Raw genomic sequence first — 20698 nt, 5'->3', positions numbered from 1 at the left:
GGAGAAGGAGAAAATATGATTTTTAGACAGTTAATCGATAGAGATACTTATACTTACACTTATATTCTAGGGTGTGAAGAAACTAGAGAAGCAGTAATAATAGATCCTGTAAGATTTAACATTAAGCAATATATTAAACTTTTAAAAGAGCTTAATCTTAAACTTTTATATGCAATCGATACTCACGTTCATGCTGATCATGTAACGGCTGCAGGACTTTTAAGACAAGAAACTGGCTGTGGTATTGTACTTGGTGGGGAAACTAAAGCAGAGCATACAACTAAAAAAGTTTTTGATGGAGATATTATCGAGTTTGGTAATTATCAGATAAAAGCTATCTACACTCCAGGACATACTGATGATTCGTACTGTTTTATGACAGAAAACAAACTATTTACAGGTGATACATTGCTTATAAGAGGATCAGGAAGAACAGACTTCCAAAATGGTGATTCTTATGCTGCTTATGACAGTATTATGAACAAACTAATGACATTACCGGGTAATACTATTATCTACCCAGGTCATGATTATAATGGTTTAACTAGTAGTAGTGTTGCTGAAGAAAAGAAAAATAATCCAAGATTACAGGTTAGCTCAGCAGAAGAGTATGCAAAATTAATGGATGATTTAAAATTACCAGCGCCAAATTATATTGATATTGCGGTGCCAGCTAACTTAAAATGTGGTGTAGAAGAGTAGTAATAATATGGTTTTAATAATATTTGGTTTTATTTGTGGTATTGCACTAGGCCTTACTGGAGGAGGAGGCTCTATATTAGCAGTTCCTCTATTAACATATGGTGTTGGTTTAGATTTTCACAGTGCAGTCACTATATCTTTACTAGTGGTTGGTTTTACAGCAGTATTTGGTATTGCGGTAAACTATAGAAATCAGGATATTCACTATATTGCAGCAGCTGTGATGATTATTACTGGCATAATCTTTGCTCCTGTTGGAAGCTATATCTCACAAGCCCTATCAGATAGTTTATTAATGCTTAGCTTTTCAGTACTTATGATTATAATAGGTATTTGGAGCTTAGTAAAAGCTAAAGTAATGTCTAGTTCTGATAAGTCTGTGTGTAAGAGTATAGGGCCTAAATGTATCATTGCTTTATTAATAAGTGGTGGTATCGTAGGTACTTTGACCGGCTTCTTTGGTGTTGGAGGTGGTTTTTTGATAGTCCCAGCATTGGTCTTTATCACGGCTATGCCAATTAAAAGAGCTATTAATACATCATTATTAGTTATATTTGTTGTATCAATATCTGGCTTTGCATCACATTATGGACAGACAAGCGTAAACTGGTATATTGCTAGTATGTTTATAATTGGTGGGGCTATAGGTATGCTTATAGCAAATAAAATTAAGAAAAAGCTTAATGATAAGGTTCTACAGACTATATTTGCAATAATGCTTGTTGTCTTAGGATTATTTATATACTTTAGTAATTAGTCTATCTAGGTTAATATTTACCTAAGATTTAATTGTTCTTATATCGTATTAATGAGTTATTCAAATAAACCTACTTTAATATTTTTACATGGTTGGTGTTGTCAGTCGTCAGATTTTAATGCACAAATTGATTTTTTTAGTAAAGACAGCAATGTAGTAGCTCCTAATTATTCTGAAATAATTTCACAAGGAATAGACAGCGTAGAAGAAGTAGTTACATACTTATATGATCAATTATCTAGATATAAAGATATTGTATTTATAGGACATAGTATGGGAGGTTTTTTGGCTCTAAAGTTAGCTCTAACTGATTTGGATATTAAAAAAGTTATAGTAATTGATACTACGTTAAAATCAGAATTTACATTAGTTGAGGAGGATTTTTTAGAAGCTCTTGATCGCAAGGATGCTCAAAAAGTTCTATCTGATGTTATAAAAAATAACATGATAGATAAACGTTTCGATAATTATAGTGTCATGCAAAATAAAGCTCATCAGATGTTAAATTATTGGCAAAGAAAACCAAAGTCTTTTAATAAAATTCTTAGAGAAGCATTTTTTTCTGATAAGAAGTCTTTATTTTATAAACTAAATACACCATTTTTATATATAGCAAGTGCATCACCAAGGACATCTGAGAATAATATCTTATGCTTGTATGATAAGGCTAAATATATTCAACTAAACTCAGGACATTTTATTATGCTAAATGCTGTGGATAAGATTAATAATCTTATAAAAGACTTTTTGTAGTTAATAAATATTTATATAATCTACGAAAGTAATATGAAATTGTTATATGTATTTATAGTTTGATGTAAAAAATCTAGTCTAGTCGCATTATCTATAGTATTTTGAATTTTTGAGAATAAAATTTTGAGGATGAATAAGTTATGGCAATGATCACAGATCAGGTTTTAAAAGAGCAATTAGAAAGAGGTGTTTTATTAGTAGATATTCGTAGTTATCAAGAGTACCTAGTTGATATTATCCCTGGAGCTATTCATATAAGTGAGTTTCTAGTTGATTACAATAAATATAAGCATCATAAAAGTGTAGTTATATATTGTGAAACTGCAAATAGGTCAAGTAAAGTACATAGTTTCTTTAAAAATCTCTTTGATGATGCTAACTGTTTATTAGGAGGCATTTCAAGTTGGCGTGAGAATGGAAATAAGACTATTGTTCCTCCTGAACTTGAATATTTCGATTTTGAGAAAGTGCTATTTTTTAATTATGCGGCGACAACACCTGTGTTTCATGAGGTTGTTGAAGAGATGCAAAAATATATGGAAATTGATACATATTTTGCCAATCCTGCTTCAACACATTATCTAGGAAGACTAGCTAAGAAAAAGATTGATGAGGCTCAAAAGATTATCTCTAAATTTATAAATGCTTCAAGTGGAAATGTTGTCTGGACATCAGGAGCCACAGAATCAAATAATCTAGCGATCAAAGGTCTTGTTGAGGCAAGTCAAAAAGATAAAAAACATATAATAACAACTTCAATTGAGCATAAAGCGGTTTTGGATGTTTGTAAGTATTTATCTAATAAAGATACTTCAGTTAGTGTTAGTTATCTAAGCGTTGATAAGCATGGACGTATAGATTTAGATGAACTATGTAGTCTAATAAATTCTGATACTGTACTGATTTCTATAATGGCAGTAAATAATGAAATAGGCGTGGCAAATCCTTTAGAGGAAATTGGTAAAATTGCTAAAGAGAAAAATATTATATTTCATGTTGATGCGGCTCAAGGTATAGGTAAAGTTGAAATTGATGTGCAAAAAATGAATATTGATTTGTTATCTATGTCAGCGCATAAATGTTATGGGCCAAAAGGTATAGGTGCGTTGTATGTTGCCGATGGGGTAGAGCTAGAAGAACAAATACACGGTGGTGGGCATCAAAATGGTATGCGTTCTGGAACATTATCGACTCAACAGATTGTAGCATTTGCTTCAGCAATTGAACTACTTAAAGAAAAAACAGATTTAGCTAAATTGAAAAAGTACCGAGAGACTGTTGTTGCATGTTTAACAAAGTTTGATAATGTTACAATCAATACTCCTTTAGAGCAAAGTTATGTTGGTATTCTAAGTGTAACGGTTAAAGGAGTTCCTGGAGATATTTTATTTACTTTGATGCCAGATTTTGCATTATCTATGAGCTCTGCTTGTACTGCAAATGCAGATAAACCATCACATGTACTTAGTGCTATTGGTCTAGATAAAAAGCAAGCTGCAAATACACTAAGGATATCATTTGGCTGCTTCACAACTGATAGTGATATTGGGAGGCTTGTAAAATCACTAGAAAAAAATATTACAGTTCTAAGAAAGATCGATAAATTTAATTAGTTTTTAACCAACCTGTAATACTTAATCTTTTATTTTTTGTAAGTACTGGTAAGACCTCATGCTCTATTATCTTACTATCAAAAAGTACAATCTTACCATTTGTAGGAAAGATTTCTAGATTCTTATCATTTAAATATAGTTTTAGTTGTCCACCAAAGCTTGGTTGCCAGACTTCATTAAGATAGCAAACTATAGATATGGTTCTTCTATCATCATTTTGGAAAGTATCGATATGTTTTTTATAAAACGAGCCTTGTGGATAGATTGCATAATGGAACTCTTTTGTAACAATACCAGCAAAGCAAGTTTTATTTATATATTCAATAAAACCGTTTATTTTGGTAAAAAATGATTGAGCATATTTTTTTTCATCTAGCCAAAAAATGAAATCATTACGAATAGATCTTTCAAGACTTTCGTTTAAACGATTGCCTATTGCTGATTTCCTAAAAGAGTCAGCTTGGTTAAGTTTATCTAACTCAGATCTCAAAAATATTGTCTCAGAAATATCTAACCAGTTGTCAATTATGCAATAGCCATCATTTAGATAATTAGCTATGATCTTTTCATAAAAAGGATTTGCTAGAGGTAAATTAGACAATTCATATGTCCAATAAGAAATAGTGAACGAATTATATACTAAAAATCAAAAATCAGTTATCTATTTTTACTATAAAATCTTCTAAGTACTCATCAACATCTAGCTCATATTCTGAAATTGCAAAATGTTTAGCAGATTTTTTTTCTTGATGCATTTTTTCTGTTGAACCATCGTTATTTAAGTGATGCCAATCTGGTAGGTCTTTGCCTTCAAATAATAGCTTGTAACTACAACTATTTGGTAACCACTTATGTGCATGATTTTTTAGTTGTTTATAAGTTAGATTTATACACTCCGGTACAAGCTGTTTTCTTTTGTCATACATACTACATTGACATTTATTAGTATCTAAAAGCTTACAACTAACCTTAGTATAATATACTTCATCAGTTTCATCATCTTGAAGCTTATTTAAGCAACATAAGCCACATCTATCACAAATAGACTCCCATTGCTCACTTGTCATATCTTTTAGATCAATTTCTTGCCACCACTTATACATATTTTTTACTGATAGGTTATAATAGTTATTTGCGAAATAATAATATCTTAAATTATCTAAAAAAACATCAAAGGAATTTATGAAAACTACTGCTAGAGCTAGAAATAATGCTCGACTATACACTGTACAAGCGTTATATCAAAAAAAAGTTAATGATAATACTTTTGCTGAGCTAAAAGTACAATACTATGCCGATAATGCTGGTCGCCATCAAACTGATTGGGAACTTTTTTATAGACTTGTCGATGCTGTCGAAGAAAACCAAAATACAATCGATAGCTATATATCAGATAACTCGGATGATGGAATCGATTCTATTAATTATGTTGATTATGCTGTCTTACAAGTTGCTATAGCAGAGCTTATAGAGTGTTTAGAGAACCCATATCAAGTGATAATAAAAGAATATGTTGAGATAGCATATAGCATGGGTACTGAAGAGGGGTATAAGTTTATTAATGCTGTTTTACAAAAGCTAGCTAAATCTATTAGAGATGCAGAGTAAAACTATCTTGAGAAGCTAAGAAGTTAAAAGCTTCACGGTGTTCTTGTTGATCTTTTTTGTTTAAAGTCGCAGTCAATATAGCTTCTTTATATTCTTCATGAGTTATAATGTCGCCATTGTAATTTATAATCATACTATCACCAGAATAATTAACATTAGGATCTTTGCCAACTCTATTGCATGCTATTACAAAAGCTTGGTTTTCTATAGCTCTAGCTTTGAGCAATGCTTGCCAATGTTTACGCCTAGATTCTGGCCAGCATGCGACATTTAGTAGTATGTCATAATCATTATTATTACAATTAAATACTGGAAAGCGTAGGTCAAAACATACTGTAAGTAAGATATTAAAACCTCTATAGTTTATAATCTTTCTTTTATTACCACTAGAATATTTCTTATCTTCTCCTGCATGAACAAATAGATGATTTTTATCATAAGTATAGATTTCTTGTTCAGGTGTTACAAAATAGAGTCTATTTGCTATCTTAGTGTCTGTAAATGTAGCAGCACTGCCAACAAGAGCATAGTTTTTGCCTTCTACTTGTTTAGACATCCAGTCGATAATATCTTGTTGCGTACTAGCTTCATTAGTTGGGTTCATTATAAACCCAGTATTAAACATCTCTGGTAAAACAACGACATCTGTGTCGCTATCTATTTGATTTAATTTTTCTTCTAAATTATTATAGTTTTGTTGCTTATTATCCCAGATAATATCTGTTTGAATTATGCTAACTTTTAAATTTGACATTTTAAAACCTTAAATAGATACGTTGAGCTTAATATTTAAATTTTAGCATTTTTTAAAGCTTTGATTACTATATTTAACTACTAATTCAAAGTTATGGTACTAAGTTGCTTTTAAATTAGGATTTAGTATTTTTGTTTTGGCTATAGCTTTGGAACTAATATATGGGTGTTGGACTATTCAAACGTATTAACGAGATAACCTAAGTACCTTGATGACAACGATCATTTAAATCTATTTCGTTACGGTTGCTTAGGTTATAACTAAAGTTTTACACTCTAGTTTGACCTCTTAGTTAAAATTATACTGGAGATTTAACTTACAATTCTGGATTTGATCCAGAATCTCCTAGCCAAAGTGAAGAGATCCTGAATCAAGTTCAGGATGACCGCATAAAGTACACAATATATTCCGATTGACTGTATTACAATAAATAAAAAAATTGCTAATAGTGAGGTAATGGCTGTAGAAGATGACAATGATCTTTCTGATTTTATTGAGAGTATTGTCCAATGATTCAAAAGATAAAACACAGATATCAGTGAAATATGGAGATAATAGGGATATATTAAGATCCTCTGCATTAATTCAACCATATAGGAAAAGCTTAGTAAAGCGTAATTATTTTACCAATAGCTATTTTGTAAGCTGATTTGATCTATTAAAAATATTGACAAATAAAAATTCTAGTAAGATAATCAACTCATTATAATTTTAAGTATAAAAAAATGAGACTTATAAGATCGAAGTTTAATGTAATAGCTTTGACTATTATTTTGGCGATATTATCGGGATGTTCTACTTTTGGTGGCAGCAACTTTAATGATGGATACTATACAACTGCTCTGAACCAAAGCTTTGGCAATGTTTATAAAGCTTCTCTAGAAGCTCTAGAGAATGGTCAAACCTATGATTTAAAAGGTAGTCCATATGATATCAGAATAAATAAAAAGCTTACAAATACTGCTGTAATAGCAGCAGAAAGTGATAGCGATCCTACGGATTTTGTTGAAATTGCTATTCAGAAGAAATCTCAAGATAAGACAGAGTTGTCAATAAAATATGGCAGTGAAGGTAATGCAATTAGATCATCAGCTTTAGTCTCTATTATACAAGAGAATATTAAGGATAATTAGTATTTGCTTTTATATTGACAAATAAAAGATCTGATAAGATAATTAAAATTATTCTAATTATATACTTCACGAAATGAAAAATATTAAATTAAACCTTAGATTATTAACTTTAGTTATTATTATGACTTTAGTTTCAGCATGTGCGACTAACAATATAAAGTACAATAATAAGGGTTACTCTGTAGTAAATGTTCACAAGAGTCTAAGTGATGTTTATAATGAGTCATTGAGATTGATAGAGACTGGTCAAGCACCTAGTTTAGCGGGTGAAACTTATGCTATAAATACAAATCAAAAAAGTAATACAAAAGCTTTGATTTTAGCAGTTAATGATAATGCCCCTAATGACTTTATAGAAGTTGTAATGCAAAAGACATCGCAAGATACAACAAGGCTAGCTGTTAAGTATGGTAAACAAGGAAACTCACTTAAATCAGCGACATTTATAAGTTTGATACAAGAAAAATAATATTAATCTCAACTAATTATCAACTATATGAAATATAGATAAACCAATGAATTTAGGAATTGGTTATAGTATTTAGTTGCGATAGGTCTTAAAATTAGATTCTACGATCAAAGCCTGTGCTGAATTTGATTCAGTATCGTAGAATGAAATATTTCTTTCGGATTATTATATTTGCGCTAATATTTTAGCACCTTTAATTATTTCAGCATCTTTCTTTGCAAAGCAAATTCTTAAGAATTTATGCTGAGGAGTCTCAAATAGTGTTGACATTGGTACAACTCCAACACCATATTCTTTAATAAGTCTAGTTGCAAAAGTGTGATCATCTTCATTACTTATTTCACTATAATCTATCATTTGGAAAGGAGATCCTTGCCATTCTAGAACTTTGAATCTTGATCCTTTCATATTTTCTCTAAGTAGAGCATTTTGTTTTTTATATAGCTTATGTAAGTTTTCATAGTATTCAGGGTGTTCTAAAATTCCTTCAGCTAATGAAAGTTGTAGAGGGTGAACAGCTGAAAACGTTGAAAATTGTTTTATAGCTAAGACATTTTTTATAATATCTGCGGGAGCAATCATCACACCTTGGCGCCAACCTGTGACATTATATGTTTTACCAAGAGATTGTAATACTACTAACTTATCTCTTAGTTCAGGTATCTCTATAGCACTTGTGAAGCTGTCACCTGCATAAATATGTTCATAAACTTCATCAGATATTACTAGAATATCTTTATCTTTGACTATCTTTGCAATTTCTTGATACTCACTTTTTGATATTATAGTTCCCATAGGGTTATGTGGTGAGTTTAAGATTATAATTTTTGTTCTATCAGTAATTGCATTTGCGATAGCCTGTACGTCAATATTACCATTTGGGAGTAATTTTAATCTTACACATTTACCTTGGTTAAACTTTGTAACACCAGCATAAGTATCAAATATGGGATCAAACATTATCACTTCATCACCAGCGCCGACATATGTTGATATTGCAGTGAATAGGCCTTCTTGAGCACCGGCCGTGATTATCACATTATCGATATTTATGTCTGTGTTGTAGCAGTGTTTAGTCTTATGTACTATTGCTTTACGTAGTGTCATAGCACCTGGGATTGGGGCATATTGATTTTTGCCTTTTTTCATATAATAGTTTGCGCGATCAATTAGCCATTCTGGAGTATCAAAATCAGGAGCTCCTTGTGTAAAATTAGCTGCTTTATATTCAGCTGCCATTATCGAGAACTTGCCGTATACAGATGGAGAAGTATCAATATATGGTTTTGGTTGTATCATATTTATTTCTCTTAGATATAAAAACACTAGCTAAATTATAGTATAAATTTTGCCAGCATACTATTTTAAAAAGTTGATAAAGCGTCTATAAGGAATTAAATAAAGATTTTATGCTAGTATATTAATTAATTGCTCAATAGTTATTTCTTGTTTTTCTTGAGTCTTGCGGTTTTTATATTCTATTAGCCCTTGTTCTAGTAGTCTATCACCAATTACAACATGATGAGAATAGCCAACAAGATCAGCATCAGCAAACATCACACCAGGTCTTGCACCACGATCATCTAATAATACATCAATTCCTTTTGCCGATAATTCTTGATAGAGTTTATCAGCAACTTTTTTAACATTTTCTGATTTGTTGTAATTTATTGGTAGTATAGCAACCTCAAATGGAGCTATAGACTCTGGCCAAACGATACCTTTATCATCATGTGATTGCTCTATTGCTGCTGCCATAACGCGTGAGACACCAAAACCATAACAGCCCATCAATATAGGTTTAGGTTTACCATCTTGGCCAATTACAGTTGCATTCATTGGTTTTGAGTAGACATCTCCAAGCTCAAAAATGTGACCAACTTCTACACCATTTGTTAATTCTAGAGTACCTTTGTTATCAGGAGAGATATCTCCAGTAACTACATTTCTAATATCAGCAACTTGATAGTTGGTTACATCCTTATCCCAGTTTACATTTGTATAGTGATAATCATCTTCATTAGCGCCACAACATAAATCTGATATTACTACAGCACTATAGTCAGCAATTATCTGAATAGGGCAGTTGTATATACCAAGTGAGCCAGGGTTTGCATTGAAAAGCTCAAAAATCTCTTCACGTGAAGCTAAAGTATATGGAGCAGATATTTGATCAAGCTTATTAATCTTTGTTTCGTTAAGCTCATGATCACCCCTGACAACTAATGCAAAAAAGTTTCCTTCTGCATCCTTAACAACCATCGTTTTTATAGTTTGCTTAATATCAAATTTCATTTCTTTACAAAGTTTCTCTATAGTTCTTATTTTGGGGGTGTGAATTTTCTCTATAGAGTTTTGCGAAGCCTCTTTTTTACTAAGGTCTGGCTTTGCATAAGTAGCTAGTTCTATATTTGCAGCATAATCGCTATCATTACTATAACAAATAACATCTTCACCAGCATTTGCTAGTACTTGAAACTCATGACTGTTATCGCCACCAATAGCGCCAGTATCTGCTTTTACAGGACGATATGCTAAACCTATTCTATCTAAGATATTACAATAGGTCTGAAACATTGTTTTATATGTATTATTTAGACACTCGTTATTCTCATGAAAAGAATAAGAGTCTTTCATAATAAATTCACGTGCACGCATTACTCCAAAACGAGGACGAATTTCATCTCTAAATTTTGTTTGAATCTGGTATAAATTCAAAGGAAGCTGTTTATAGCTTTTAATAGTATCTCTAGCCATATCTACTATAGGTTCTTCATGGGTTGGTCCATAGCAAAAGTCTCTATCGTGTCTATCTTTTAGTTTTAAAAGTTCTGGTCCAAATTTATCCCAACGATGAGTCTCTTGTAAAAGCTCAGATGGTAGTACGCTTGGTAGAAGTAGTTCACTAGCTCCAGCTTTATTCATTTCTACGCGAATAATTTCTTGGATTTTGTGTAATACTTTCAATCCCATAGGCATCCAAGTATATATACCTGAAGCAAGCTTCTTTATAAGGCCAGCTTTTAACATATATTGATGGCTAATAAGTACGGCTTCTTTAGGAAGCTCTTTAGTAGTAGCAATAAGAGTTTGTGTTGCTTTCATAAGGTCTATAATTCTATAAATCAAAATATGAGCTAAATTATAGCAAAAAAAATATTATAAAATACAAAAAATGACTTTAGATAAGGGAAAGTAAGGAGATATGAAAAAACTAAAAGGAGTCTATATCTAAAGTCATTTTTATGAGTATAAAAGTTACACGTTCATTATGAAAATATTAATGTTTGTAGCTTTTGAAGGTTATAATTTTATGTTAAAAGAAAAATAAGTCAACTATCAATATGTAGTAATTATATCGAAAACTATTTAGCAAAAAGATCAAATAGCCAGTAACTAGTTGGATCCGATGGGCATAAATGAGGTCCGCATTCAATGAAAACATTTATCGTATTTGCTAAAGTCAAAAGTATGATTAAAGTAATAGCTATTTTTGAAATAATACTTATATTTTTCTTTATTCTATTTTGATTTGGTGTTGCAAGACTACAAACTATTGCATATAGAATAAATATTATACTTACGATAAAGTTCCAGGTATACATATGTAAAGAGAATATGGCGTCTCCGTAGCTACCTGTTCCAGGAACTATATGTAATAGAATCTGAGTTGTAGCCATAGCAGCATTTAATAACGCAGCTAATATTACAAAAATATAATGCTTATATTTATTACCATGAATTAAATTTAGTATTAATCCAAAGCTTATTAGGCTTAGAGCCATTCTTTGAAATACACATAATGCGCAAGGTAGTTCTTGAGAAAATATTTGATAGTAAAAAGCCATAATTAATATTATAGATATACCAACTAGAGCTGAACTATCAAAAAAGTCTAAAATATCTTGTTTCATTATTCTATCTCCTATAGTTGAATATTTATGTATCTGATAGTGTGAGGGATAAACACTATTAATAATAAGGCTAAAGAAACAAAAAAAAGTATTTTGGAGATTTTATATTTATCTGTAATAGCGAATATAAGACTTAGTAGTGTTGTTGAAAATAGACCTCTTGCGAAATACTACTTCAGAGGCATTTTATTTCTAAGTAGGTATTTTCTTTTTAGAATCCGTTTTGTAAATTAACTATTCCAGCCACTAAATTAAACCTAAGATTAGCTTTTTTACCAAAACTTCTATAGGTTTCACCCAGTATACGAAACTTTTTAATTTCTGCAATTTTATGCTCAACATAAATCCTAATCTTACTAAGCCATTTATTATAATTCTTCTGCTCTATACTTAAAGAACCTCCTTTGGGCTTTTTATAGGGGAGTTTTACTTTAGTAGATTCATTTTGAATACCTTGGTAGCCATTGTCACAATATTTATCAACATCACGAGCTAATTTATCTGATTTTCTGCGAACAGTTATATCATGAACACTGCCTGGATAAACCTTCGAAACATTAACTATTTGACCTGCTTCACTGATAGCTATTTCTACTTTCTGTGTATGGCTTTTTTTCTTCCCTGAATAGTTAGCCTTTCTTCGTTTTAATTTCTTAGGTCTCTGGATTGGCTGTTCTGTTGCATCTATTAAAAGTCTTTCTACTTTTTGATTAGTCATGCTTCTATCTTTTTTTATATGTATTTCTTTAACTAGTAGTAACTCTACTCGTCTAATTAGGCGATTTACATTTGATTCATCTAATCCTATCAAGTAGCCTAAAAATTCTTGTGTCATATAGCAACGATAATATATTAAAACTAACAATAATCTATCTGCATGATTATCAACTTTTGGCTTTCTGCCAATCCTTGGAAATCCTTCATCTAAGGATTTTGAGGCATCGGTTAAGATTTTATTGAAATGTTTTAGTTTTAAACCTGTTAGTTTTCTAAATATTCTGGCTTTCTTTGACAATATTGCGTAGCTTATTTGCATTTTTATGGATCTCTTAAGCAATCTTTCTATATATATGGTGAATAATTAGTATTTCGCAAGAGGTCTAATATTAAGAAAATCATCTTATTTCTCCGAATTAATTAATTTAATAAGAGGGATTATATTCTTAATACTAATATAAATTAAATCAAATTATTTTTATTAATATATAAGTTTTGTTGATGAATACTATGTAAACATACTTAGAGCTGTTTAGAATTCATAAATTTAGAGATAAGAAAGGAGGAGAAAAATATAAACTACTAAACAGCTCTAAGTCAAAACTTAATGTGTAGTATATATGAAAAATTTTTTCTGAAAATTGTTGGCTCCCCGAGACGGACTTGAACCGCCGACCAATTGATTAACAGTCAACTGCTCTACCGACTGAGCTATCGGGGAGTAACGAGATGTATTATATGATTGATTTTATATGCTGTCAACATTTTTTTGGGAATTTTATGAATTTTTATAAACTTTTATATAACTAGACATTTATGTTAATATATCCGCTAAGTTTTGGGCTAATTTATTTTTAATTAAAATGACTAATCAAGTTATACAAAGACAGCAAGATTTAATAGATGAATTATCTTTTTTCGATGATTGGGAAGATAAATATGATTATATTATTTCATTAGGCAAACAGTTGCCAGAATTTCCAGAAGATAAGAAAACTGACGATAATTTAGTTAGAGGATGTCAGTCTCAAGTCTGGTTTGATAGCAGTGTTGATAATGGTAAGTTAAATTTCATCGCAACTAGTGATGCGTTGATCGTTTCGGGACTTATAGCAACCTTGTTACAAGTTTATAATGATGCAACTCCTGCTGAGATCCTAGAGTCAAATACTGATTTTATCCAGCAGATCGGCTTTGGTAATAATTTAAGCTCAAATAGAGCTAATGGTTTGAAGTCAATGCTTAATTATATATATGCAACAGCAACTAAAAATCAGTAAATGGAAATACTTGTCTGCAGACCAGAAAAAGATGCCTCTGATTTAGTAGAGTTATTTTGTTCTAAAGGGTTTACGGCTACAGGTTTGCCGACTATAAAGATCTCCTATAAAAATATATCTGAAGAAATCTATCAGTACAGTACAATTATATTTACGAGTAAATATGCAGTACAAGGTTTATTTAAACTGTATTCTCCCAAACTATTTATAGGTAAAAAAATATATGCAGTTGGAGCTAGTACTGCTAGTTTTCTTAAAACTTTTGGCTTAAATGCTGAATATCCTCATACTAAATATAACTCGCAAGAATTACTAAAATTAATTTTGCAAAATGATATATCAAAACAAGATTTTGCGATTGTCTCTGGTGTTGGTGGTAATGATCTTTTAGTAAAAGAACTTTCTAAATATACAAGGTGTAGTAAGTTTGAGGTTTATGAGAGAGTTTTTGAGGATGTTGATTATCTATGTGATAGGTACCTACAATCTTTTTCACAAAAGGATCCTGATGTTATAGCTGTAACAAGTTTAGATGTATTTAAGTCATTAATTAGAATTTTTGCAAAAACATCTGCTCCAAAGGATGCAATTGTTACCATAACTAGCTCAAAGATGCTAGAATTTGTAAATAAGCAGGGCTTTAGAAACACTTTAAAGCTTGAGAAAATAAATAACGATTATATTTTTAGGAAAATATTGGAAATTACAGAGGCTAGTAGAAATGTCGGCAACAAAAAATTCTCACCAGCAAAGTAGTGATGATAAGAATACTATTGCGCAAAAAAATAAAACTAAAGATAAAAGCTCAAAAGCAGTTATTTCTAAACTTAGTTTTGTAGTGTCGTTGGTAGCTGTAGGTATGGCTGGTTATGTAACAATTGATTCAGTAATCAAGTCTAAAAATGCTAATAATGAAGCGCATCAATATACTGTTTTAGAAAAACAGTTAGCTAAACTTAAACAAACTCAAAGTGACCAAGATGCTATTCTTAATGATGTAAGTAGCCAAAACGATTCACAGCAGAACAGTATAAAAGCTATTCAATCTCAGCTTTCAACTGTAAATAGTCAGTTAGCGACTCCTGCAAAAGATTTATACATGCAAATGAGTATAATAAATATTCAATCAGCAATTGATTATTTAATTTTGGCAAAAGATGTTGTGGCTTTTAGTGGGGATGTTCAGAGAGCAAATGATTTAGTTGATATAGCTTTTGATAAGATTGAAGCAAGTAAAGTTGCGAATATAAGTGCAAGTGATCGTCAAAGTATCAAAAATACTTTAAAAAATTATGCTTCTAAAGAAGATGTTATAAAAGAGTTTACTAATATTGAGCAGCAGTTTGGTAAATTAAAATATATTACACCAAATACGGTTGATTCAGTAAAACCTAAGCAATCTAAAAATAAATACATGAAGCTGCTAAGTTCAATTGTTGAAATTCAAGATATTCCTAAAAACCAAACTCTTGTATCAACTAAACAAGCAAAACAATTTATTTCAGATAATTTATACCAGTCTTTAATTTCTTTACAAACAGCGATGTATACGAATAATGAAGCTGATATTACACAAGCTAAAACGAATATCACAAATATTTTGAAAAAATATTTTATACAAGATAAGAATGCAAAAAGCTTAGAAAAAACTATACAAAATATTCATGCTCGAAAAACTAAAGATTTAGATAATTCTCTTGATAAGGTTATTAACCAGTTATCGAGCCAGCAAAATGAGCTTTTAACTAAAGAATCAGTGCTAAAGGTCACTACAAGTAAAAAAGGAAAGTAACAAATGATAAATATTATAAAGCTTATAATAGCGGTTATCATAGCTACAGTGGTAGGTATTTGGGCTACCAAATATCATGGTTACATTATGCTTGTTTTATCTGATAAAACTATAAAAATGAATCTAGTAGCATTTGTTTTTGGGCTGGCAATATTGTTTTTCTTAATAGTTTTTGGCGTTAGAATAATTAAATTGAGTCTTAGTTTTCCTTACTTATTGTTTAGCTGGCTTTTTGGCTTATTTATGGTTGATAAGCAAGAGAAGTTTATTGATATAGTCGCTGATGTTTCGTTGCAGAACGATAAATTAATGCAACAGTTAAGTGTTTCAAGTTTAGCTAAGTTGACGCCCAAATATTTAAGAGATTACATTTTATTCAGAAAGTTTGAAATAATAGCAGCTACAGAGAATGTTAAAGAGCTAGAAAAGTCTTTAAAACAAATAGATAGCAAAACTATTACATATAAATTTTTTGAAGTATATAAATTTTATCTAGTTCAGAAGTTTAGTGAAGCTAAATCAAGAGCCTTAGTCTTATTAGAGTGCAATAATAATAGATTTATGCCAAATATTGCTAACTTGGCTGGTAATGTAGCTCTGGCTGATAAAGATGATACCTTTGCATTGAAAGTTTTAGAAAAATACGATGCTTTTTTAAAAGCAGATATTGAAGAAAAACTAATTATATTAGCTCTAAGACGAGCAAAAGATTTTGATAAGCTATCAGATATTTATAATAAAGCAGATACAACACCAACCTTAAGCAGAGTTTATTTAGAACAGTTAGTAGCTTTAAATGAAATGACTTTTGCAGAGAAGTTTGCCAAAAAACAATTTAATAGCTCTAATATGTCTTCGGAGATGTTAAGATTCTATGTTAATGCTTTCAATATGCCTGTTTCTAGATTAGTTAATAAAGTTCTTGATAGAACTAATAACGATTATCACAGTATTATTACACTATTAGAGTTAGCAGTAGTTAAATCAGATAACGTTAGCTTTAAGATGATTTATGACTATATTGAGAGAAATATTAAAGATTCACTATCTATGTTGGATTTAGAAAGATATTCTCATATTTTATGTAAATTTTTTATAAAAAATGGTGAGATTGCAGGCATAGATTTATCAGAGGCAAGACTAGTTTATAGAAATAACTAATTAAGAGGTTATGTATGCAAGTTAAAAGATGGTTTTTAAACAATAGTTTGAGAAATTATCAATATCTTTTATATGATAATGATAACGCAATAATTATTGATCCTTTAAAGGCAGATATTTTTGATGAATTTATTAAGCAAAACAATCTACAACTTAAGGCAATACTTATAACGCATAAGCATGGTGACCATATTGCTGGAGTTAAGAAATTAGTTGAGCTTTATCCTCATACAAAAGTTTATGCATATACTGATAATGATTTATTTAAGCCAGATGTATATGTTAAAGAAGGTGATGTGATCGACTTAGGTTTTACTAGTTTTAAAGTTCTATATACTCCAGGTCATATATCAGATCATGTTAGTTTCTTATTTGAAAGAGAAAAAGCTCTATTTTGCGGTGATACTTTATTTAATGCTGGAGTAGGAGGTGTTCACGCTCAAACAGCAGATGTAAATGAGCTATATGAGTCTTTAGTTAAAATTATAAATTTAGATGCTGATATTAAGCCGTACCCAGCACATGATTATTGGCAAAATAATTTAGATTTTGCATTAAGTATCTTACCTGAAGATGATAATTTTATATATTATAGAGAGCGAGTGGCTAATTTGGCAGCTGAAGAAAAGCCTGTAGTTGATTTAGGCGTAGAGAGTAAACTTAATATTTTTATTAGATCTATAAATGATGACAGACTCACAAAGGCTTTGCCAAAGTATTCATTAGGTAAAGAGATGTTTATCAAATTGCGAGAGTTAAAGAATAATTTTTAATATCTATCTATTATTTTAAGTATCTTTATTAGAACTATCTTTTTTATCAGTAGATGCTTTAGAGTCTTTCTTATCATCTTTTGGTTCAATTTTAGTACGGCTGACCTCTCTAGGGAATCCACCATTTAAGCCTATTCTTTGAAGCTTAATAATATCTGGAGCCATAGCACGCTTACTGTCATATGGACCTATATACATTCTAATCCAGTTTCCAACACGTTTAAATTTAGGATCTAAACCATCTTCTTTCATTTTTTTAACATACCATGAGGTTTCATTCATATGTCTGAAAGAGGCCACTTGGTATATATATGTGTATTTATACTGTGCTCTTTTGGCTTCAGGCTCTACATTTACACTAACACTATCATGTTTAAGATTGTCATAAAATGTAAATACCATTTTTCCACTTGGAGTATCTTCAGAAAAGTCTGGCTTTTGATCACTATTGGCTTTTTGATTTTGCTCGGTATCTTTTGAAGTATCTTTAGTTTCTTTTTTATCTACTTGCTGTTCTATCTTTGCTTTTTCTTCAGCTTTGATTTTTTTCAAATGTTTATTGATAAGTTTTGAAGCAACAGCAACACTTAAAAGGCATACGACAGCAACAACAAGAAGCTTTTTTTTCTTGTTTAATTTAGGCTTTTCAGGTTCTTGCTGAACATTATTTTTTTGTTTTTTAGGTATATCTAGTTTTGATAGATCTTTCATAAGCTTATTTTGGCAACAAATTTTTTATAAACTAAACTATGGTTTAATTTATTAATGTTATACTAATGAAAGATTATAATTAATAGTAGTATAAAAATATATAGGGTTTTGTTATGAGCTACCATAAAAATGATAAATTTATTATTAAAGGTTTTCATGAGAGCTGTCCAAATGCTTTTAAAGATAAGATAATAGCAATGGGAGTAATAGAAGGTCAGCAGATGACAGTTATAAATAGATCAATCTTTGGCGGACCGATAGCATTTGAAACAAATTGTGGAATTTTTTCATTACGCAAAAAAGATTTAGATTTTTTAAAATTAGAAAAAATAAACTAGAAAAGAGGGTGAAATGAGTTTTAAGAAAATATTTTTGGTAACATCAATATGTACAGCTACTTTAGCGACTACAAATTTATATGCTGCTGCAGTTGTACCTTCGCATAAAACAACTACGCAAGATAGTAGCGTCATAAAAAATACTATTATTAGTAATTTAGATTCTTTATTTCCTTTTCAAACCCATATTACAGTAGGTAAAGTTGATAAAGATAGTAACGGTGATATTACTGCTTCAGATGTTTTGATAGTAAGTAGCGGTGATAAAAATCCTAATGTATCTATAGACAAGCTTGTAATTAAAGGTTTAAAAGTTAATCAAAAAATTAATGATGATGTATCTATTAAGATAGAAGGTCTAAGAGTTACAAATCTAGCATCTTCTGTTGCAAGTAGTAATGCGGTTAGTGCAAAAGTTAACCCTAAGAAGCTATCAGGAGATGATAATCTTTATAAAATTGCTATGAATGCTATAGGTAAAGGAGTTTATAATCTTGATATTGATTATGATCATAGTGATAGTACATTAAAATTTGATCTTGATTCTACAGTCAATAAAAAACCTTTTGTTAAAGAAGATTTTGAATTAACAAGTTTTGACTTATCAGATACTGCTTTTGATAATGACTTTTTAGCAAGTCTAAAAAACAAAGTAATGAGTTCAAAAATAAAGGATCTTGATTTTGATGCTAACTTTACAGAAGTTTTGAAAGAAATAACATTACAATATTTAGGTAAGGACTATAAGCAAACCCCTAATTTAGATATCAATGGTTCGCTAGGTAAAAAACCTGGAGAGCTTGAGCTTAATGTTGATGGTAATTTAGGCTCGCAAAGCCATGTTAAGTATAATGTTGTGGTTGATGGTATTGATCTGGAAAATACTCAGATAAAAGATATAATAAATGGATCTAACGCATTTTTGAAGAATGCATATATCCAGACAAATACAGCAGATGTAGCAATCCAACTAAACTTTGATAAAGATTCCTTTGCTAAAAAATCACCAGCTCAACAAGTCCTAGATCTTCTAGGTAAAAAGCAATTAAATATAAAAATAACTTCTGATAGTAGCTATAAAGATTCTAAGTATAATAATAACTTTAATTTACAAGCTGAAGGTTTAGCTAAGTTAAGTGCTAGTACAAAGGCAATGGTTGATGGTAAATTAAGTTTATTACCATATCTTGGAGTAGTAAATAAAAATCAAAAAGATTTATATAACTGCAAAAATCAACTATGTTTGACAGATATTGATTTTAGTTTCGCAAATAATGGTTTGTTGGAAAAAATCGCAAGATATACTAATAAAGATCCAAATACAACTCCTCAACAGATACTTGGATCATATGGGGCTTTATTACAGCTTTTTGCAGTACAGCAGCAAGATCAGTTCTTAAGAAAAACATTATCATCTTTTGCAATGTTTTTACAAAATCCTAAGAATATAAGTATCCATGCTAAGGCAAGTAAACCAGTTAATCAAACTGCATTGTTGAATATGTTGGTTGATGATACAAAGTCTCTAAAAAAACATAACCCTGTAAAAACTAATGGTGGGAGAGTTAACTTGAGTAATTCACCTAATATTAAGTTAATAAATGATATCCAAAAAGTATTTAAAATAACTTTTGATGTTAATAGTTAAGCTAATAATAAAATAAAGAAAATATTATAAAGATTTAGTACAGATCAGTGTTGACAAAACTTTAAAATAAGGTAATATATGTCTCTATAAAGCGGGAATAGCTCAGTGGTAGAGCACAACCTTGCCAAGGTTGGGGTCGCGAGTTCGAGCCTCGTTTCCCGCTCCACATACTCTTGCATGTGTGGCTGAGTAGCAAAATGGTTATGCAGAGGCCTGCAAAGCCTTGGACGCCGGTTCGATTCCGGCCTCAGCCTCCATACTGCCCGGGTGGTGAAATTGGTAGACACAAGGGACTTAAAATCCCTCGGAGCTTAACCTCCGTGCCGGTTCGAGTCCGGCCCCGGGCACCATTTTATTTTTCATAATACTTATTTACAAGTTACTCTCATATCAAATTGAAAGTATTTTGTATTTGTCTATAAATATAAAGATTTATCTGTAAAGAAATAATAAATTAATTATTTGAGATACGAGTCTAATTTAACTTATCTATAAGATATTTTTATGGGTATGTTAAGAACTATATATTTTACTATGTATCGTTTTTGAATCATAATAAGGATATGAATTTAAAA

Annotated in this window: 22 protein-coding genes and 4 tRNA genes; 17 read left to right on the top strand and 9 right to left on the bottom strand. The window is 30.5% G+C overall.

From position 1 onward, the window contains the following. The first annotated feature begins 15 nt into the window (after positions 1-15). From F7310_RS07730 to F7310_RS07710, 4 genes are all read left to right on the top strand, one after another. Positions 16-702 (top strand): MBL fold metallo-hydrolase, encoded by a 687-nt coding sequence (locus tag F7310_RS07730; RefSeq protein ID WP_072712986.1) that lies wholly within the window; start codon positions 16-18, stop codon positions 700-702. Between the two features lie 7 nt (positions 703-709). After that, positions 710-1459 (top strand): sulfite exporter TauE/SafE family protein, encoded by a 750-nt coding sequence (locus F7310_RS07725; protein WP_072712984.1) that lies wholly within the window; start codon positions 710-712, stop codon positions 1457-1459. A gap of 51 nt (positions 1460-1510) precedes the next feature. After that, positions 1511-2212: an alpha/beta fold hydrolase gene (locus F7310_RS07720; protein WP_072712983.1), complete on the top strand. Its 702-nt coding sequence runs from the start codon at positions 1511-1513 to the stop codon at positions 2210-2212. A 140-nt stretch (positions 2213-2352) separates the two neighbouring features. Continuing rightward, the gene (locus tag F7310_RS07710) at positions 2353-3825 is read left to right on the top strand and encodes an aminotransferase class V-fold PLP-dependent enzyme (protein WP_084645215.1); all 1473 of its coding nucleotides are present in this window, start codon (positions 2353-2355) and stop codon (positions 3823-3825) included. On the opposite strand, the gene F7310_RS07705 is transcribed toward F7310_RS07710, so the two are convergent. Then, positions 3818-4426, bottom strand: coding sequence for a 2OG-Fe(II) oxygenase (locus tag F7310_RS07705; protein ID WP_072712981.1), 609 nt, complete (start codon positions 4424-4426; stop codon positions 3818-3820). The two genes, F7310_RS07710 and F7310_RS07705, sit on opposite strands and share 8 nt — an antisense overlap. A 52-nt stretch (positions 4427-4478) precedes the next feature. Further along, a complete protein-coding gene (locus F7310_RS07700; RefSeq protein WP_072712979.1) occupies positions 4479-4928 on the bottom strand; it encodes a YcgN family cysteine cluster protein in 450 nt (149 codons plus the stop codon). A gap of 79 nt (positions 4929-5007) precedes the next feature. On the opposite strand from F7310_RS07700, the gene nusB reads away from it, so the two are divergent. Then, on the top strand, positions 5008-5433 hold the full coding sequence (nusB, locus tag F7310_RS07695; protein WP_072712977.1) for a transcription antitermination factor NusB: 426 nt from the start codon (positions 5008-5010) through the stop codon (positions 5431-5433). Here nusB and F7310_RS07690 read toward each other — a convergent pair. Further along, entirely contained in the window at positions 5417-6187 is a 771-nt protein-coding gene (locus tag F7310_RS07690; protein ID WP_072712976.1) for an amidohydrolase, read from the bottom strand. The two genes, nusB and F7310_RS07690, sit on opposite strands and share 17 nt — an antisense overlap. Before the next feature lie 725 nt (positions 6188-6912). Here F7310_RS07690 and F7310_RS07685 point away from each other — a divergent pair. After that, on the top strand, positions 6913-7320 hold the full coding sequence (locus F7310_RS07685) for a DUF3568 family protein (RefSeq protein ID WP_072712974.1): 408 nt from the start codon (positions 6913-6915) through the stop codon (positions 7318-7320). A 73-nt stretch (positions 7321-7393) separates the two neighbouring features. After that, positions 7394-7789: a DUF3568 family protein gene (locus tag F7310_RS07680; RefSeq protein ID WP_072712972.1), complete on the top strand. Its 396-nt coding sequence runs from the start codon at positions 7394-7396 to the stop codon at positions 7787-7789. A gap of 165 nt (positions 7790-7954) precedes the next feature. On the opposite strand, the gene F7310_RS07675 is transcribed toward F7310_RS07680, so the two are convergent. From F7310_RS07675 to F7310_RS07655, 5 genes are all read right to left on the bottom strand, one after another. Continuing rightward, positions 7955-9088: an aminotransferase class I/II-fold pyridoxal phosphate-dependent enzyme gene (locus F7310_RS07675; RefSeq protein ID WP_072712971.1), complete on the bottom strand. Its 1134-nt coding sequence runs from the start codon at positions 9086-9088 to the stop codon at positions 7955-7957. Positions 9089-9196: 108 nt separating this feature from the next. Beyond that, on the bottom strand, positions 9197-10894 hold the full coding sequence (locus tag F7310_RS07670; RefSeq protein WP_072712969.1) for a proline--tRNA ligase: 1698 nt from the start codon (positions 10892-10894) through the stop codon (positions 9197-9199). A 260-nt stretch (positions 10895-11154) separates the two neighbouring features. Then, on the bottom strand, positions 11155-11703 hold the full coding sequence (locus F7310_RS07665; RefSeq protein ID WP_072712968.1) for a disulfide bond formation protein B: 549 nt from the start codon (positions 11701-11703) through the stop codon (positions 11155-11157). Positions 11704-11914: 211 nt separating this feature from the next. Further along, positions 11915-12739: a transposase family protein gene (locus tag F7310_RS07660; protein ID WP_072711046.1), complete on the bottom strand. Its 825-nt coding sequence runs from the start codon at positions 12737-12739 to the stop codon at positions 11915-11917. A 326-nt stretch (positions 12740-13065) separates the two neighbouring features. Then, positions 13066-13141 (bottom strand) — tRNA-Asn (locus tag F7310_RS07655). A gap of 142 nt (positions 13142-13283) precedes the next feature. On the opposite strand from F7310_RS07655, the gene F7310_RS07650 reads away from it, so the two are divergent. From F7310_RS07650 to F7310_RS07630, 5 genes are read left to right on the top strand one after another with little or no spacing between them, the layout of a single operon-like run. Next, entirely contained in the window at positions 13284-13700 is a 417-nt protein-coding gene (locus tag F7310_RS07650) for a SufE family protein (RefSeq protein ID WP_072712966.1), read from the top strand. Continuing rightward, positions 13701-14456, top strand: coding sequence for a uroporphyrinogen-III synthase (locus F7310_RS07645; RefSeq protein ID WP_072712964.1), 756 nt, complete (start codon positions 13701-13703; stop codon positions 14454-14456). It begins immediately after the preceding gene. After that, positions 14422-15492: a hypothetical protein gene (locus F7310_RS07640; protein WP_072712963.1), complete on the top strand. Its 1071-nt coding sequence runs from the start codon at positions 14422-14424 to the stop codon at positions 15490-15492. Before F7310_RS07645 ends, F7310_RS07640 begins: the two co-directional genes overlap by 35 nt. A gap of 3 nt (positions 15493-15495) precedes the next feature. Continuing rightward, positions 15496-16653, top strand: a complete 1158-nt coding sequence (locus F7310_RS07635) for a heme biosynthesis protein HemY (protein ID WP_072712961.1) — start codon at positions 15496-15498, stop codon at positions 16651-16653. A 14-nt stretch (positions 16654-16667) separates the two neighbouring features. Then, a complete protein-coding gene (locus tag F7310_RS07630) occupies positions 16668-17426 on the top strand; it encodes a hydroxyacylglutathione hydrolase (RefSeq protein ID WP_072712959.1) in 759 nt (252 codons plus the stop codon). Positions 17427-17441: 15 nt separating this feature from the next. Here the strand turns inward: F7310_RS07630 and F7310_RS07625 are convergent, their stop codons facing one another. Then, positions 17442-18137 carry an SPOR domain-containing protein gene (locus F7310_RS07625; protein ID WP_072712958.1) on the bottom strand — a complete coding sequence of 232 codons (696 nt, stop codon included), beginning with the start codon at positions 18135-18137 and terminating at the stop codon, positions 17442-17444. Between the two features lie 113 nt (positions 18138-18250). Here F7310_RS07625 and F7310_RS07620 point away from each other — a divergent pair, with 113 nt between their 5' ends. The 5 genes from F7310_RS07620 to F7310_RS07600 all read left to right on the top strand — a co-directional run bounded on the left by F7310_RS07620 (position 18251) and on the right by F7310_RS07600 (position 20473). Continuing rightward, positions 18251-18475, top strand: coding sequence for a FeoA family protein (locus F7310_RS07620; RefSeq protein WP_072712956.1), 225 nt, complete (start codon positions 18251-18253; stop codon positions 18473-18475). Between the two features lie 13 nt (positions 18476-18488). Then, entirely contained in the window at positions 18489-20123 is a 1635-nt protein-coding gene (locus F7310_RS07615; RefSeq protein WP_072712955.1) for a hypothetical protein, read from the top strand. A 91-nt stretch (positions 20124-20214) separates the two neighbouring features. After that, a tRNA-Gly gene (locus F7310_RS07610) sits at positions 20215-20289 on the top strand. A 17-nt stretch (positions 20290-20306) separates the two neighbouring features. Continuing rightward, a tRNA-Cys gene (locus F7310_RS07605) sits at positions 20307-20380 on the top strand. Positions 20381-20384: 4 nt separating this feature from the next. Then, positions 20385-20473 (top strand) — tRNA-Leu (locus F7310_RS07600). Positions 20474-20698: the final 225 nt, after the last annotated feature.

Origin of the sequence: Francisella uliginis (assembly GCF_001895265.1) — a bacterium.
GTDB classification, from domain to species: Bacteria; Pseudomonadota; Gammaproteobacteria; order Francisellales; family Francisellaceae; genus Francisella; species Francisella uliginis.
The sequence above is the reverse complement of the archived record's forward strand: the minus strand, read 5'-3'. Positions and strand labels throughout refer to the sequence as shown.